At 42.7% G+C, this 15,969-nt stretch carries 9 protein-coding genes and 5 pseudogenes; 11 read left to right on the top strand and 3 right to left on the bottom strand.

Annotated elements, in window-relative coordinates; all coding sequences use genetic code 11:
• Positions 1 to 54: 54 nt before the first annotated feature.
• The 4 genes and pseudogenes from APHWEB_RS03410 to acnA all read left to right on the top strand — a co-directional run bounded on the left by APHWEB_RS03410 (position 55) and on the right by acnA (position 6,565).
• Positions 55 to 1,023: a ribose-phosphate diphosphokinase gene (locus APHWEB_RS03410; RefSeq protein ID WP_011451167.1), complete on the top strand. Its 969-nt coding sequence runs from the start codon at positions 55 to 57 to the stop codon at positions 1,021 to 1,023.
• The gene (gatC, locus tag APHWEB_RS03405) at positions 1,020 to 1,340 is read left to right on the top strand and encodes an Asp-tRNA(Asn)/Glu-tRNA(Gln) amidotransferase subunit GatC (RefSeq protein ID WP_080651094.1); all 321 of its coding nucleotides are present in this window, start codon (positions 1,020 to 1,022) and stop codon (positions 1,338 to 1,340) included. The genes APHWEB_RS03410 and gatC overlap by 4 nt, the downstream gene beginning before the upstream one ends.
• A gap of 1,224 nt (positions 1,341 to 2,564) precedes the next feature.
• A pseudogene (locus tag APHWEB_RS03395) lies at positions 2,565 to 3,512 on the top strand (P44/Msp2 family outer membrane protein); the annotation flags it as partial.
• A gap of 431 nt (positions 3,513 to 3,943) precedes the next feature.
• Complete coding sequence (gene acnA, locus APHWEB_RS03390) at positions 3,944 to 6,565, top strand: aconitate hydratase AcnA (RefSeq protein ID WP_011451171.1); 2,622 nt, start codon at positions 3,944 to 3,946, stop codon at positions 6,563 to 6,565.
• A gap of 1,798 nt (positions 6,566 to 8,363) precedes the next feature.
• On the opposite strand, the gene APHWEB_RS03385 is transcribed toward acnA, so the two are convergent.
• From APHWEB_RS03385 to APHWEB_RS03375, 3 genes are all read right to left on the bottom strand, one after another.
• Entirely contained in the window at positions 8,364 to 8,570 is a 207-nt protein-coding gene (locus APHWEB_RS03385; protein ID WP_020849083.1) for a P44/Msp2 family outer membrane protein, read from the bottom strand.
• 268 nt (positions 8,571 to 8,838) lie between these two features.
• Entirely contained in the window at positions 8,839 to 9,825 is a 987-nt protein-coding gene (locus APHWEB_RS03380) for a P44/Msp2 family outer membrane protein (RefSeq protein WP_044128598.1), read from the bottom strand.
• 793 nt (positions 9,826 to 10,618) lie between these two features.
• Complete coding sequence (locus tag APHWEB_RS03375; RefSeq protein WP_011451172.1) at positions 10,619 to 11,695, bottom strand: 5-(carboxyamino)imidazole ribonucleotide synthase; 1,077 nt, start codon at positions 11,693 to 11,695, stop codon at positions 10,619 to 10,621.
• 132 nt (positions 11,696 to 11,827) lie between these two features.
• Between APHWEB_RS03375 and apaG the strand changes: the two genes are divergently transcribed.
• The 7 genes and pseudogenes from apaG to APHWEB_RS03345 all read left to right on the top strand — a co-directional run bounded on the left by apaG (position 11,828) and on the right by APHWEB_RS03345 (position 15,918).
• Positions 11,828 to 12,235 carry a Co2+/Mg2+ efflux protein ApaG gene (gene apaG / locus APHWEB_RS03370; protein WP_011451173.1) on the top strand — a complete coding sequence of 136 codons (408 nt, stop codon included), beginning with the start codon at positions 11,828 to 11,830 and terminating at the stop codon, positions 12,233 to 12,235.
• A gap of 243 nt (positions 12,236 to 12,478) precedes the next feature.
• Positions 12,479 to 13,066, top strand: a pseudogene (locus APHWEB_RS03365) (P44/Msp2 family outer membrane protein); the annotation flags it as partial.
• Between the two features lie 116 nt (positions 13,067 to 13,182).
• Positions 13,183 to 13,749 (top strand): annotated as a pseudogene (locus tag APHWEB_RS03360) (P44/Msp2 family outer membrane protein); the annotation flags it as partial.
• A gap of 185 nt (positions 13,750 to 13,934) precedes the next feature.
• Positions 13,935 to 14,513 (top strand): annotated as a pseudogene (locus APHWEB_RS03355) (P44/Msp2 family outer membrane protein); the annotation flags it as partial.
• A 144-nt stretch (positions 14,514 to 14,657) separates the two neighbouring features.
• A pseudogene (locus APHWEB_RS06050) lies at positions 14,658 to 14,816 on the top strand (P44/Msp2 family outer membrane protein); the annotation flags it as partial.
• Positions 14,817 to 15,019: 203 nt separating this feature from the next.
• A complete protein-coding gene (locus tag APHWEB_RS03350; RefSeq protein WP_011451175.1) occupies positions 15,020 to 15,307 on the top strand; it encodes a P44/Msp2 family outer membrane protein in 288 nt (95 codons plus the stop codon).
• 344 nt (positions 15,308 to 15,651) lie between these two features.
• Positions 15,652 to 15,918 (top strand): hypothetical protein, encoded by a 267-nt coding sequence (locus APHWEB_RS03345; RefSeq protein ID WP_011451176.1) that lies wholly within the window; start codon positions 15,652 to 15,654, stop codon positions 15,916 to 15,918.
• Positions 15,919 to 15,969: the final 51 nt, after the last annotated feature.

Below are 15,969 nucleotides of genomic sequence, written 5' to 3'. Positions count from 1 at the left end.
ACTTTTGTAACACACCTAATTATCATGCCCTCGTAGTTAGCGTTTTGGGGCAGTATGGTAATAATACCCGGAAGTACATCGTTAGCTCTAGCTAAAAGTGTGTCTGGCATGCTGGATGTGCCTATGGTAATCCCCTGTGTTAGCAGGTTTGCAGATGGGGAGATAAATCTCGAAGTTCCTACGGGTGTCGCCACTGGGAGTGGTCACATAGTTCTTATGCAGTCTCTGAGTGCTCCTGCGAGCGATAATCTTATAGAGCTTACGCTGCTAACTGATGCGGTGCGTCGCACTTTGGCTCCTCAGCGGATTACTGCCGTGATTCCGTACTTGTGCTATTCGCGACAAGACAGGGTTATGCAGCGTGTTGATTCTCAGGAAACTTTTACATCGGCACTTAGCGCGAAGGTGATTGCACGCATACTCAGCACCTCGGGGTTGGATCACATCGTAACTCTAGATCTGCATTCACAGCAGGCTGCTGGCTTTTTTGACGTGCCTTTTACTAATATCTCGGCGTACGATGTTTTTGTAGATTACCTCAGCAGCAGCAACCTTCTTGAGAGACTTGTGATAGTCTCGCCTGACTACGGTGCTCTAGGTAGGGTTAGGGCATTTGTGCGCATGTTGTCTTCTAGGTATAACATGAATTCTATTCAAGTTGCTGTGATCGACAAGTATAGAGAAGGGCCTGGAATTTCAGAGGTTATGCATGTTGTGGGCAATGTTCAGGATAGGCACTGTTTTATCCTTGATGATATTGTGGATTCTGGTGGCACGTTGTGTAATGCTGCGGCAGCGTTGAAGACTCGTGGTGCTATCAGTGTGCATAGCTTCATAACGCATGGTGTATTATCTGGTCGAGCTATTGATGCTATTGGAACTGCTGAGTTGGATTCCTTGGTCATCACCGATACAATTCACAACCCTGATAGGGTGAATTTACCGGAAAAGATCAAAGTGCTCTCTGTTGACAGGTTATTAAGCGACTATTTGCTTTCCCACGCTGTATGGAGGAAGAGTTGAAGCCTGAAGAAGCTAACAATACACATGTAAGTGTAAGCCGTGACGAGTTGGCTAGAGTGTCAAAGCTTGTGCGGTTGCAGATCCCTGAAGAAGAAGTTGATACATATTGCAGACAGCTTGGTGATGTCGTTTCGTGGTTTGGTATGTTGGCAGAGGTAGATACCACTGATGTTGATCCCGTACTACATGGTGGGGTGCATAGTGTTTTGCCACTGCGTCAAGATGAAGTACACGAAGGTGATATGCGAGATCAGATCCTCCGTAATGCATCTAGTGCTGAAATGGGGTTTTTCGTCGTAAAAAAAGTTGTTGAATAGCTGAAGTGCTTTTCACAGGGATTTTCTTTAAATGTGACAGTACTGTGCTGCTGAGGCTTACTAGTCATCAATGTAGTGCCTTAGATAATTACTGGCAACGTTGTCTTTCAAACAATTACAGATGTCGTGTTAATGCAGAAAATGGTAGCTGCATATGCATAGGCGGCGCAAGCGACAAAAGGTTCGGTATAGAATCTAAAAGCCGAAAAGATAGGTGGCATACAGTGTTATTGCGTCAATCTTTCGCCTTGCTTTATCGTAAATGCCGCAAGTATGCTCATGTAAATCTATCACCATGTTTCTCACTTATGGGCGGTACAGTGCATATAGTTTTACATCAAAACTACGGATTCAAGCACATCTTACTCTCAAAGTAGCAGAGTCGTAAGAGGAGATACCTGAAACGTCTTGAAGCAACACTAACTCCAAAAACCTCTATGTGCCCTGAAAAATGGTATATAAAACCCACCATTGCTAGAAAAGCAATAGCTATACGCCTCTGTATACTCAGCCCTATATATTGTTACTGTAGATGCACAAAAGTCCATATAGCACAAATACGTCCCTACTGACGTATAAAAAATTATGGTGTAATCAGAAGCAGCACCGGGATTTAAGGCATAGGTCAACATCAGGAATAAGGACTGCTGTTCCTATGTATCTTCTTAGTAAAACCCTAATAGTCTATATCGGCACGCTGTTAGTTTACCACAGCATACGGTTTAGAATTGAGTACCTGTTTTTATTTTAAGTACGTTATCAGCATGTGATGGTCCATAAGATGCTTCGCATTAGTAAATTGTACATCAATGCCTCTTTATTATGGGTGATGATAGTGAGCGATCACTGAAATGTACTCAACCCCACTTACTGTCAGTATTTCTCATTAGCTGCACGTATAACCTGCACTTGATTATCTAGAAGCCTATTGCAGGTATTATCTTGTGTACAGATGGAAAATATCATTTTCCTTCCGTAACCATCCCACTTTCAAAAAGAAACAACCATTTGCTACTGCAGAACGCATTACATGAAAAACTCTGATACAGCGGCAAGTAATAATAGTTGCGAAGCGATGCGATGTTAGACTCGGTTGTTAGGCATGGATGTTCGAAATTGGGTTTCTCTACACATGGGCAACACATATGAATATGCTCTCAAAGCTGTAAACCAAATCTGGATACCACTGTCATTATTAGACGTAAGCTATTATTAGGAAGCATAATGATGTCGATGGCTATAGTCATGGCTGGGAATGATGTCAGGGCTCATGATGACGTTAGCGCTTTGGAAACTGGTGGAGCGGGATATTTCTATGTTGGCTTGGATTACAGTCCAGCGTTTAGCAAGATAAGAGATTTTAGTATAAGGGAGAGTAACGGAGAGACAAAGGCAGTATATCCATACTTAAAGGATGGAAAGAGTGTAAAGCTTGAGTCACACAAGTTTGACTGGAACACACCTGATCCTCGGATTGGGTTTAAGGACAACATGCTTGTAGCTATGGAAGGCAGTGTTGGTTATGGTATTGGTGGTGCCAGGGTTGAGCTTGAGATTGGTTACGAGCGCTTCAAGACCAAGGGTATTAGAGATAGTGGTAGTAAGGAAGATGAAGCTGATACAGTATATCTACTAGCTAAGGAGTTAGCTTATGATGTTGTTACTGGACAGACTGATAACCTTGCCGCTGCTCTTGCTAAAACCTCGGGGAAAGACTTTGTTCAGTTTGCTAAGGCCGTGGAGATTTCTAATTCTACGATTGGGGACAAGGTTTGTAGGACGAGATACGATACGGCCAAAAAAGATCATTATGCAAAGTATGCCAAGACTACTGACAAGGGAAGTGCATCTAAGAATGATACGTCACTTTGTGGGGACATAGGTCACAGTACCGTGACAAGTGGTCATAGTACTACGCCACAGGTTCTAAAAAACTTTATTAGTGCAACATTGGGTAATGGTAGTCAGAACTGGCCAACTTCCACAGGAACTGGATCTTCTACTAACGACAACGCCGAAGCTGTCGCTAAAGACCTCACAAAGCTTACCACTGAAGAAAAAACCATAGTAGCAGGGTTACTAGCTAAAACTATTGAAGGTGGAGAAGTTGTTGAAATTAGGGCGGTTTCTTCTACTTCTGTTATGGTTAATGCTTGTTATGATATTTTAAATTAATGGTAAGTAAAGAATATTAGAATATAAGTTAAGAAATTTATGAGATTTTATATACAGGAATAACGGTGAGTACGCGGAAAAGATGGACATAAACCGTTTGGCTAGGTATAGAAGAACAAAATGCGGTGGTTTTTGTTTTGTTGTTCTGATATTCGCCACAAAGAGCTGCGAGCGAGTACTTGGGTGTTTTTGCGTGTGGAGGTGGGTAATGGCTTGACTTTGTATAAGTGTTTGTCAATCTCATCCTCTGGGTTGTGCTGCATTCCAGGTAGGCGCTAGTGTGCGGTGTGTGCTCATGGTAGGCCTAAGGAAATTACTTTCATGTTGCCGTTGTAATATGTTTCCGCCAGGTAGAGCAGGTGGTTGCTGTCTTCAGGGTTACTTAACCGCGGGGGAATACTCAGGTGTTGCGTGAAAGGAGGTTGCATATGACGTGTTTGGATACTTTGCAAGTACGAAAAAAGTTGTGTGTTGCTGGGGTATCCTACGATTATTACGCGCTAGATTTAGCATGTCAGAAGCTGGGTCTGGATATCGCTAGCGTGCCATTTGTTTACAGGATTTTGCTGGAGAACTTACTTCGAAATGAAGACGGTCTACATGTTAAACTCCCTGATATAGAACGGTTTGCTGCGTGTGTAAGTGGGGGAGATTCTTGTGAAGTGAACTTCATGCCCGCTAGGGTAATGATGCAGGATTTTACAGGCGTACCAGCTTTGGTTGATCTTGCGTCAATGCGGGATTTTGTGAAGGCGCAGGGGAAAGATCCTAGCATTATAAATCCTAGAATACCCGTTGATCTTGTTGTAGACCACTCATTGCAAGTGGATTTCTCTGGGACAGAAGGCGCATTAGCTGAAAATGTTGCGCTTGAGATGTCACGTAATCTAGAGCGATATCAATTTCTCAAATGGAGCCAGCAGGCATTCAGAAATTTACGAGTTGTTCCTCCAGGTACTGGTATATGTCACCAGGTAAATCTTGAATATTTAGCCAAAGTTGTGTGGAATCATCAGGGCGTTTTGTATCCAGATACTCTGATTGGGACGGATAGCCATACCACGATGATTAATGGGATATCAGTTCTTGGTTGGGGTGTCGGTGGCATAGAAGCTGAAGCAGCGATGCTTGGGCAGCCCATTGTGATGTCTGTCCCTGAAGTTGTAGGGTTTGAAATACTCGGCGCGCTCAAAGAGGGTGTAACTGCTACAGATATGGTGTTGACCATTACAGAAATACTGCGAAGCCGGAAGGTAGTAGGGAAATTTGTTGAGTTTTATGGTGAAGGACTGAAAAATCTGTCTGCGTATGATCGGGCTACCGTCGCAAATATGGCGCCTGAATATGGTGCAACCTGTGGATTCTTTCCATTTGATCAAAGTACATTAGATTATCTTTATGTCACTGGTCGTGATAGGGAGTATCTGGGTGTCGTAGAGCAGTATATGCGGACGCAAGGTCTGTGGTGCGATAATTGCGAGGTATCGTATTCGGAAAAGTTAACCCTAAACTTAGAAGATATACTGCCTGTAGTTGCGGGACCTAAAAGGCCCCAGGATAAGCTTTTCCTGGCTCAAATACCAAATTCGTTGCCGGTGAGCACATTTGGAGAAGACTCGCACTTGCCTGTGAAAAATGGTGATGTTGTAGTGGCGGCTATTACTAGCTGTACCAACACTTCCAATCCGTATGTCATGGTGGCGGCGGGAATTGTTGCACGTAAGGCAAGAAAGTTGGGTTTAAAGACTAAGCCATGGGTGAAGACTTCTCTTACTCCAGGTTCTCAGGTTGTAGCTGAGTATCTTAAGATTTCGGGTCTTCAAGACGATTTGAATCTTCTAGGATTTAACATTGTTGGCTATGGATGTGCTACGTGTATAGGTAATTCGGGGCCGCTATCAAAGGAAATAGAAGAATGTGTGCAAAGCAATAATTTGCTTGTTGCTTCAGTGTTATCTGGGAATAGGAACTTTGAAGGTAGGATACATCCTTCAGTAAAAGCTAACTTTTTGGCGTCACCTCCTTTGGTTGTGATCTTTTCCTTGAGTGGTACAGTATTAATCGATGTTACCAAGGATCCTATATGTGAAGATGCGCAGGGCAAACCGGTGTATATGCAGGATCTATGGCCTACTACTGAGGAAATAGCTGAGATAGTGAATAAGTTTATATCTCGTGATATGTTTGTCAGAAAATACTCCGATGTGTTTTTAGGAGATGCTATATGGCAGAGAGTAGAATCAAAGGGAGATGTCACCTATAGTTGGAGCGCTGAAAGTACCTATGTACAGCTACCTCCGTACTTCACAGAGGCTGAAACGAAGCAGAAGAATATTGAAGGTAACGCGTTAAAATGTAACTCTGCAAGAGTGCTCATGCTATTGGGTGATAGCATAACCACTGATCATATTTCTCCTGCAGGGAATATTGCTGCTGAGAGTCCAGCGGGTAAATTTCTCCTGCAGAGTGGGGTTAAAGAGGGTGATTTCAATTCTTATGGCTCAAGACGCGGGAATCACAATGTAATGATACGCGGTACATTCGCAAATATACGTATAAAAAACGAGATGTTATCTGGTGTAGAGGGTGGATTTACACGTCATTATCCTTCACAGGAAGTTTTGCCAATTTTTGATGCGGCCATGCGTTACTCCGAGGAAAATACTCCTCTGGTTATAATAGCAGGTAAGGAATATGGTACTGGATCTAGTAGGGATTGGGCTGCCAAAGGTACTTTACTTTTGGGATTGGTCGCAGTTATAGCCGAAAGCTTCGAGCGTATACATAGGTCAAATCTTGTCGGGATGGGTGTTTTGCCACTAATTTTCAAGGATGAATCCCGGAGTATGTTTTCAGGGAACGAGACTCTGACTTTGTATGGTGAAATAGGAGCAAGAAAGGAGATAAAGTGTGAAGTGCGAAAAAGCGATGGGACTGTGAAAACTATAGCACTTGTATGCGCGGTGAATACTGCGATAGAAGTTGATTATCTTTCTTGCGGTGGTGTGCTCCATTATGTTTTAAATAGGATGGTGACAGGTCAAATGTAATGTCGTCAAAAATGTAGTACAAATATGTACACGTAAGGGGATGCTGAGGTACAATTGTGGCTGATATGGTGGTATGAAAGTGCGTAGTGTTAACGGGAGAAAAAAGTATCCTGTAATACAACTGTGAGCACCGTGTATAGGTGTGAATGATCGGAGCAGGACCTGAGTTCAGCATTTGTTTCACACTCCCTTACGGGTTGCTAAAGCACTTTTTACGTACCAGCATTTGAGGCTGTCTCAACTCAAGACACAAATTAGAGGAGATGTGATGCAGTCATGCAGAAAGTGTGACTATGGTCGCGCACCTTTTTTACTATAATGATCTCACTCATGGGGTGGGTTACATAAGTGAGAAATTCCCTGAAACCTAAAAAGCAGACCGAAATACATTTGAAGTGCACTCAACTCTGTTTGTTCAGAGCAGTGGTACGGTTTTCCTGCACCCACTAGGTCATAGACGTCACGTAATGACGACGTAGCCCAGAAGGGCTTAAAATCACTCCGGTAATTGCGCAATACGGAGTACACAAAAAGGTATCAGTGAAGGGGCGCTGATGTCACTTAACACGGAGCATAACCATATATTTTGCATCACATGCAGTGATTAAAAATCTTAGTGATCTTATAGCGTAGTGGGACGTCAGAGAATCTGATGCTATATTTAAAAATGATATGGACAAAAATTCTGGTACAGTAGCAGAAAATATTCAAATAGCGAATAAGGCATGGAGAAAAAAGTAGTATTAAAATGCTATTAGATATAACGCATAATGAAAAGTATGTCATGCCAGTGGCTATGAGAATGCGGTTATCCTGAAAGATTAGACAGGGATATCAAAAACCTTGGTGGTGTAGTTCTTGTAAGCAAGCTCGTATTCTTTCTATGTATCAGAAAGACATCAAGCGATTATTAGCAAAGGAATTTTGAATTTCTAGATATTGTGACGTCCTACCAACTAGAATATAAGGGCGTTTTTAGATACAGATATGTATAGTCGCTGCTTTATATGGCACAGTGTATACACGTAGTAGAATTGTGAGGTGTGTGCAGTACTTGTGATTCATATTTTGGCATATATGTGTAAGCACAAATAATGTTGGCCGCGCGTTCCATTGGCTTTAATATAAAAAAACGGCGATAGTTCAGGGAAATATGCTCTGATAAGTAGAAAGCAGGATATTTGTTTCTTTGTTAGTGTTATCCTTAATTCATCCAATCAGCAGTAGTGGTTGCCTCTTTCATATTTTGTGTAGGGAAGATGGCATGCGAATCAGAAACTATTAAACATGACACAACGGTGAGGAGATATGCTGCTTCTTTCTTCAAATCAGTAACTACATTATTCTGTATCGAAACTGTTACGTAGAAGGACTGACTCGATAGTATTGCACTCAAGAAGAGCATGACCGACGTATTGTAGGTGTTCCCTAATAATCCAAATGGGTACGGTTTTAGTGCACGTATGGTGCAATAAAAGTGTAGAGACAAAGGAGGATAACCTAGGTGCAGTACATCTTCAAAGGGTCTTGAGAAAGATGATACTCTACCAAGCTAAATTCCGTTGTGGCAAGTACAGCAGGAAGTGTGGAGAGCTGCTGCACAGCGTCAATACTTGAGTCACAGTGTTCCCAAAGCGCCAAACATTTGGTTGCTCTCATTGACGGGCACATATTTACATTGTTATAAGTGAATGGCCTATATTTACTGGGTATGGGTACAGCGGCTTACTATTAGAGGCTTAGAGCTTTACCACGCTACCTGACAAGACCTTGAGGAAATAAATACTACATTTCTTCGTTAACTATGGAAGATGTTGGTTTTAGCAGTATCCTTAGTACGACCCGCCGGACTAGTATCATCTACAAGACGTTGAGCCGGCAGATCATCATAAACACCATCACCAACAACGCGATGATAGAAGCCACCCGCAAAGGCAGAGATTTCAGGAGAGAGCTGATAACTCAACCCAGCCTTTAATCTATAGCGTGATATGCCAAACACCATCCGTATTAGACACAGATTAGCTTTTTCTCTAAGAACAGATAACCTCTGGAAAGTTTCAGAGGAGATTCCTAGATAACAAGTAATTTCATGCTAGGTAAGATTATAAAGCCACTGTACGGACCTGCTAAGTATGGAGAATTCTGATTGTAGTTTGTTTCGTGAGTGAGAAAGCACTAATTTTGCCTAGTTACTTGCTGTGGGCATACAGGGTTAAAGACGGACGGATCGTGCAACGTGTGCCATCAACCACGCCAACGAAGTTACCACCTCAACCAACACAAGCATAAGGAACAACACCTAAACCTTCACTAAGAAGATCATAACAAGCATTAACCATAACGGAAGTAGAAGAAACCGCCCTGATTTCAACAACCTCACCACCTTCAATAGTTTTAGCTAGTAACCCTGCTACTATGGTTTTTTCTTCAGTGGTAAGCTTTGTGAGGTCTTTAGCGACAGCTTCGGCGTTGTCGTTAGTAGAAGATCCAGTTCCTGTGGAAGTTGGCCAGTTCTGACTACCATTACCCAATGTTGCACTAATAAAGTTTTTTAGAACCTGTGGCGTAGTACTATGACCACTTGTCACGGTACTGTGACCTATGTCCCCACAAAGTGACGTATCATTCTTAGATGCACTTCCCTTGTCAGTAGTCTTGGCATACTTTGCATAATGATCTTTTTTGGCCGTATCGTATCTCGTCCTACAAACCTTGTCCCCAATCGTAGAATTAGAAATCTCCACGGCCTTAGCAAACTGAACAAAGTCTTTCCCCGAGGTTTTAGCAAGAGCAGCGGCAAGGTTATCAGTCTGTCCAGTAACAACATCATAAGCTAACTCCTTAGCTAGTAGATATACTGTATCAGCTTCATCTTCCTTACTACCACTATCTCTAATACCCTTGGTCTTGAAGCGCTCGTAACCAATCTCAAGCTCAACCCTGGCACCACCAATACCATAACCAACACTGCCTTCCATAGCTACAAGCATGTTGTCCTTAAACCCAATCCGAGGATCAGGTGTGTTCCAGTCAAACTTGTGTGACTCAAGCTTTACACTCTTTCCATCCTTTAAGTATGGATATACTGCCTTTGTCTCTCCGTTACTCTCCCTTATACTAAAATCTCTTATCTTGCTAAACGCTGGACTGTAATCCAAGCCAACATAGAAATATCCCGCTCCACCAGTTTCCAAAGCGCTAACGTCATCATGAGCCCTGACATCATTCCCAGCCATGACTATAGCCATCGACATCATTATGCTTCCTAATAATAGCTTACGTCTAATAATGACAGTGGTATCCAGATTTGGTTTACAGCTTTGAGAGCATATTCATATGTGTTGCCCATGTGTAGAGAAACCCAATTTCGAACATCCATGCCTAACAACCGAGTCTAACATCGCATCGCTTCGCAACTATTATTACTTGCCGCTGTATCAGAGTTTTTCATGTAATGCGTTCTGCAGTAGCAAATGGTTGTTTCTTTTTGAAAGTGGGATGGTTACGGAAGGAAAATGATATTTTCCATCTGTACACAAGATAATACCTGCAATAGGCTTCTAGATAATCAAGTGCAGGTTATACGTGCAGCTAATGAGAAATACTGACAGTAAGTGGGGTTGAGTACATTTCAGTGATCGCTCACTATCATCACCCATAATAAAGAGGCATTGATGTACAATTTACTAATGCGAAGCATCTTATGGACCATCACATGCTGATAACGTACTTAAAATAAAAACAGGTACTCAATTCTAAACCGTATGCTGTGGTAAACTAACAGCGTGCCGATATAGACTATTAGGGTTTTACTAAGAAGATACATAGGAACAGCAGTCCTTATTCCTGATGTTGACCTATGCCTTAAATCCCGGTGCTGCTTCTGATTACACACTAATTTTTCTACACTGTTACATAGGGAGGCTGTACTACTACATACTGTGGGATTTCTAGCGTGCATCTTTCGATATACACCTTTACAGTACACGCTGCAGACTCGCAACAATGTCTTTAGCACACAGACAAGTGCTTAAAAACGAAGACAGTTCCTTAATATAACAGTGAATTTATATGCCCCATCTTTCTTTTAGCGCGAGGCTGCTTCCCATACAGAGAGATGCTATTGCGATGGTCTTGGTGAATTTCCTCATCAATGATGTTATCTCCAAAAACATTTCGCATAACGCACGGTGTTAGTAGGTGTACAACACGCATGGGAAGCCAACAAGCAATACGTATCAGCTGTTCAAATTGGCTAACATTACACGCATCCTGGCTCCAGTGACCTGAATTATGTGGACGTGGAGCAATTTCATTCACTAGCAACTTACCGCTTTTCGAGATGAAGAATTCAACTGCAAGTATGCCCACCATTTCTAATGACGTTGCTATAGCATAAGCGATCTCTTGAGCTTGTTTCTGGAGGTCTGTCGATATACCAGCAGGAACAATTGATTCACTCAGTACGCCATCTACGTGTGTGTTCTTTGCTACAGGAAAAAACGTATGAGAAGCGTTGCGATCGACAGCTATGATTATAGATATCTCTTTTTCTATCTCGATCAATCTTTCCAATATGTATCCCTGCTCCAAAGGTAAATGGGCTAGTGACCCCACATCTTCAGTGCTGCGTAGGACGTATTGCCCCTTTCCATCATATCCAGATTCAGCAGTTTTTAGCACAGATGGCACGCCAACATCTTGCACGGCCTTATGCAAATCTGTATGACTATGTATAACGGCAAAATCAGCTACAGCAATACCTAGTGACTGTATGTGAGTTTTCTCACGTATTCTGTTCTGTGCAACATGCAGCGCCTTAACTCCAGGATACACAGGGATAGTTTCTTGAAGTGTATGCACCGCTGATACTGGAATATTTTCAAATTCTATAACTGCTACGTCAACCATTGAAGCAAAGGTCCGCAATTTCTCTGTATCACTGAAACTGCCTATTACTGAAGAGTTCGTGACGAAAACAGCTGGATCAATTGCGCTTTCTGCAAAGATACTGGTTTGATAGCCTAACTTAGAAGAGGATAGAGAAAGCATTTTTCCTAGCTGACCACCTCCTATAATACCGACTCTGGTGGCGGATAGCATATTATGAGAGACAGATGTTCGCATGTTATAGAAATTGATGTAGCGAAGAAAAACAACTATAATGGATTATAAGACATAAGTGAAGTATCAGCAAATGTTAAGAAAGTGGATTACTTTGCTTAGGGGAAGAGGTAATAAGATATCGGGAGCTGTGCGATGACAGTGTTAGAGTGTGGCAAAGAAGCAGGACTAATAGAGGTAGAAGTAACCCCAAGTTATTTAGAAGAGCATTCTATACCGCATGAGAACTGTTACATATGGCTATATAGTGTACGGATAAACAATAGAAGTGATTCTACAGTTCAGCTGCTTAAGCGCAGTTGGAAGATCATAGATTCCAAAGGAGTCGTGAATGAGGTCAGCGGATCCGGAGTAGCTGGCAGTCAGCCGGTACTGAAGCCGGGAGCTTTTTTCGAGTATACAAGTGGTACGTGTTTAAGTACTCCTTCGGGAGTGATGAACGGCTGGTATCAGTTTGTGGATGAGGATAAGGCACAGGTGTTTTATGTGGATGTGCCGGCATTTTCATTAGATAGCCCCTACGATAGTTTGAGGCTGAACTAAGCACTAGAACAAGCAGTGGTGCGCTGTGTAAAGCACGCACTTTTAACCTAGTAGATTGTGAGCAGCGTTTAGCTGTGTGTAGTAATCCGTGATTGTGTTATAAACTTTCGATCCAGGGCACGCGGACGTGGCTTGTGTTTGTAAGTCTCGCAGCAATGGTGCCTTTATGGTCCCGACGCTTTGTTGGTCCTAATTCATCTTTTTGTGAGTTGATAGCAGACCAGTTTCATAGTCTTGATATTAAATGAGGAAGATGAAGCTGATACAGTATATCTATTAGCTAAGGAGTTAGCTTATGATGTTGTTACTGGGCAGACTGATAAGCTTACTGCTGCTCTTGCCAGAACCTCCGGTAAAGACATCGTTCAGTTTGCGAATGCTCTTGGAATTTCTCATTCCGGTATTGATGGGAAGATTTGTAAGACGAAGGCCCAAAGTGGGAAGAAGTATGGTGAGTATGCGGAGGAAACTGAGAAGAGTAGTAGTAGTTATAAAACATCTTTATGTGGGGATGATGGAGGTAGTGAGGCATCAACGACTAACAACGCAGGACAGGCGTTAGGGGATTTTGTTGCCAAAACTTTGAAAGAGGGTAGTAACGGGAATTGGCCAACCTCTAGGAAAGCGAAGTCGGGGAATACGAATGGAGAAGATCCTAAACAAAACGACAACGCCAAAGCCGTAGCTAAAGACCTAGTCAAGGAATTAACCCCCGAAGAAAAAACCATAGTAGCAGGGTTACTAGCTAAAACTATTGAAGGCGGTGAGGTTGTTGAGATTAGGGCTGTCTCTTCTACTTCTGTGATGGTTAATGCTAGATTTGAGGTTATGGAGGTTGTTCAGGATAGAGAGTAAGTTCTAGAGTGTAATAATAGTGGATAGACTAGGGCTTTGTTGTTCAATACTTATAGTGCTCTCAGAAAGTGATTCAAGGATCTATTATTAGAGAGGAAGATGAAGCAGATACAGTATATCTACTAGCTAAGGAGTTAGCTTATGATGTTGTTACTGGACAAACTGATAAGCTTACCGCTGCTCTTGCCAAAACCTCAGGTAAGGACATCGTTCAGTTTGCTAAGGCGGTTGGAATTTCCCACCCTACCATTGATGGGAAGGTTTGTAGGACGAAGAAGAATGGGGGTTCTCGTTATAGTAAGTATGCTTCGGAAACTGCTAATAGCTCGGGTGCAGCGAAAGCGGATGTAGCTGTGTGTAGTGCAGCCTCCTACGCCAGCAATAGTTCTCATGGGGGCACTGGTGAGGAGACTTTAAAGAACTTTGTCAGTGCAACGCTAAGTGGTGATGGCAGTGTGAACTGGCCCACGTCGAAAAAGGCGGAAAGCAATGCAGGCACTCCGGAACCCGTTCAAAACGATAACGCGGCAGCTGTAGCGAAGGACCTAGTCAAGGAATTAACCCCCGAAGAAAAAACCATAGTGGCAGGGTTACTAGCTAAAACTATTGAAGGGGGCGAGGTTGTTGAGATCAGGGCGGTTTCTTCTACTTCGGTAATGGCTTGAACTTTGGGTATGCTGGTTATTTTGAGGTATTGGGAAGTTATACCGCGATGATATAACTTCAATACTGTATTGTAAGGATATCCCTCTGTTTCTGAGATACTGGTAAGTATTCCCATTATCCATGAATCGCTAGCTAGGTATAAATAAGAGTATACGCAATAACTCTTATTATTAAAAGCAAGACAAAGGGTATTAGGGATAGTGGTAGTAAGGAAGATGAAGCAGATACAGTATATCTACTAGCTAAGGAGTTGGCTTATGATGTTGTTACTGGACAGACTGATAACCTTGCTGCTGCTCTTGCCAAAACTTCGGGTAAAGACTTTGTTCAGTTTGCGAACGCTGTGGAAATCTCTCATTCCGAGATTGGTAAGAAGGTTTGTGTGACGAAGCAGCATGGGTCGACCCCGAGCACGTTTGGAACATATTCTGATTCAACACCTGTGGGCTCGAGGTCAACGGAGGCTAAAACTGCTATATGTGGGGGTGAAGGCAGTACATCTAGTGGTGGGGGAACTGCTGCAGAGACTTTAAAGAATTTTGTAAGAGTGACGCTAAAAGAGGATGGTAGTAAGAACTGGCCTACGTCTACTAAAAGTACTGGGGCAGAATCTGATACTAAAAATGACAATGCCAAAGCCGTAGCTAAAGACCTAGTAGAGAAACTCTCCTCTGAAGAAAAAACCATAGTAGCAGGGCTACTAGCTAAAACTATTGAAGGGGGTGAAGTTGTTGAGATGTGCTTATCTCCATCCACTTAGACATAGTTAACTTGGGGATTGCAGGTTTGTGTATAGAGTGCTGCGGAGGCGCATTACAGATAGCATAACGTGCAGCCGCCTAGTTCTCTATTATAGTGTTAAAGGTTTATACCTAGGACCCTATTTTAGATCATTGCTGGGGTTGTTGAAATCAGGGCGGTTTCTTCTACTTCTGTGATGGTCAATGCTTGTTATGATCTTCTTAGTGAAGGTTTAGGTGTTGTTCCTTACGCTTGTGTTGGGCTTGGTGGTAACTTCGTGGGCGTTGTTGATGAGTACAGCACAATCCGTCCGTCTTAGACCCTGGATGCTCACAGCAAGTCACAGGCAAAATCAGTGCTGCATCACTTCGAAACAAACTACGATTGGCGATTTGCCACACTTAGCAGGTCCGTATAGCAGATCCATACTGGTACCTAACATGAACTATATTCTATCCAGGAATCTCTGCAGAAACTTTACAAAGGTTAGATCTGCCTCGAGAGAAAGCTAAGCTGTGTCTGATGCAGATAGTGTTTAGAACATCACTCACTCCTAAGCTTGCTTATAGGTTAAAGGCTGGCCTGAGTTATCAGCTCTCTCCTGAAATCTCGGCTTTTGTAGGGGGCTTCTATCATCGTGTTGTCGGGGATGGTGTTTATGATGATCTTCCGGCTCAACGTCTTGTAGATGATACTAGTCCGGCGGATCGTACTAAGGATACTGCTATTGCTAATTTCTCCATGGCTTATGTCGGTGGGGAATTTGGTGTTAGGTTCGCTTTTTTTGAGGTAGGTCACTTGCTTTCTTAGGGGAGTGGAAGGCGATCCATGCTTTCTCAACTTACTCTACTGATATGAAGAGGAAACTTTTTCGCCATAATCCTAAAAACAGATATAAAACCATAATTACCGAGTTGCAAACCCCCATTTTTACATCTGCAACAACATCCAATAACACAACAGTAGCACTGCTCTCATAATAATGTGAGCATCCTGTGCGACAGTGAATAGAGTATCAAATACTTCTTTGCATTATACCCTAGCGTATGACCGTCCTTGAAAAACACGAAACCGCTTACTTTCTGTATGTCCTCTTTCATGCCTTCTTTGCACTCAATATAAAAAATATATACATGATGCTGTAGGCCAACACTTTGCTAAGGCAGAGGTATGCTGAAGAGACGGATAACGCCAGTGGCGCCAATGCGAGCGAAGGATGTGGCGGTGTGCGGGGTCGGAGCATACGACACAGGGACGAGCAGAGGAAGCATGACGAAGGAATTGATATACAAAATTTGCTACAACGTTTAAATATTGCCAATTGTATTTCTGCTCGTATAGCAAGAGAGGACGTTGTACACACCTATGCCAGCGAGAGCTACGTAAGGGTAGCCAGGGCTGCTTTTGATTTTTGCGTATAATTCTGAACGTATGCCAGACATCGGGCAATAAATTGCATAAGCCTGGCACGT

Source organism: Anaplasma phagocytophilum str. Webster (assembly GCF_000964685.1).
Classification (GTDB): Bacteria; Pseudomonadota; Alphaproteobacteria; order Rickettsiales; family Anaplasmataceae; genus Anaplasma; species Anaplasma phagocytophilum.
This window is presented reverse-complemented; position numbering and strand designations above follow the sequence as displayed.

Excerpts from the sequence above, each read along its gene's own strand:
- APHWEB_RS03375 (WP_011451172.1), bottom strand. The coding sequence starts at position 11,695 with ATGCGAACATCTGTCTCTCATAATATGCTATCCGCCACCAGAGTCGGT.
- APHWEB_RS03380 (WP_044128598.1), bottom strand. The coding sequence starts at position 9,825 with ATGATGTCGATGGCTATAGTCATGGCTGGGAATGATGTCAGGGCTCAT.
- apaG (WP_011451173.1), top strand. The coding sequence starts at position 11,828 with ATGACAGTGTTAGAGTGTGGCAAAGAAGCAGGACTAATAGAGGTAGAA.
- acnA (WP_011451171.1), top strand. The coding sequence starts at position 3,944 with ATGACGTGTTTGGATACTTTGCAAGTACGAAAAAAGTTGTGTGTTGCT.
- APHWEB_RS03350 (WP_011451175.1), top strand. The coding sequence starts at position 15,020 with ATGCAGATAGTGTTTAGAACATCACTCACTCCTAAGCTTGCTTATAGG.
- APHWEB_RS03385 (WP_020849083.1), bottom strand. The coding sequence starts at position 8,570 with ATGGTGTTTGGCATATCACGCTATAGATTAAAGGCTGGGTTGAGTTAT.
- APHWEB_RS03410 (WP_011451167.1), top strand. The coding sequence starts at position 55 with ATGGTAATAATACCCGGAAGTACATCGTTAGCTCTAGCTAAAAGTGTG.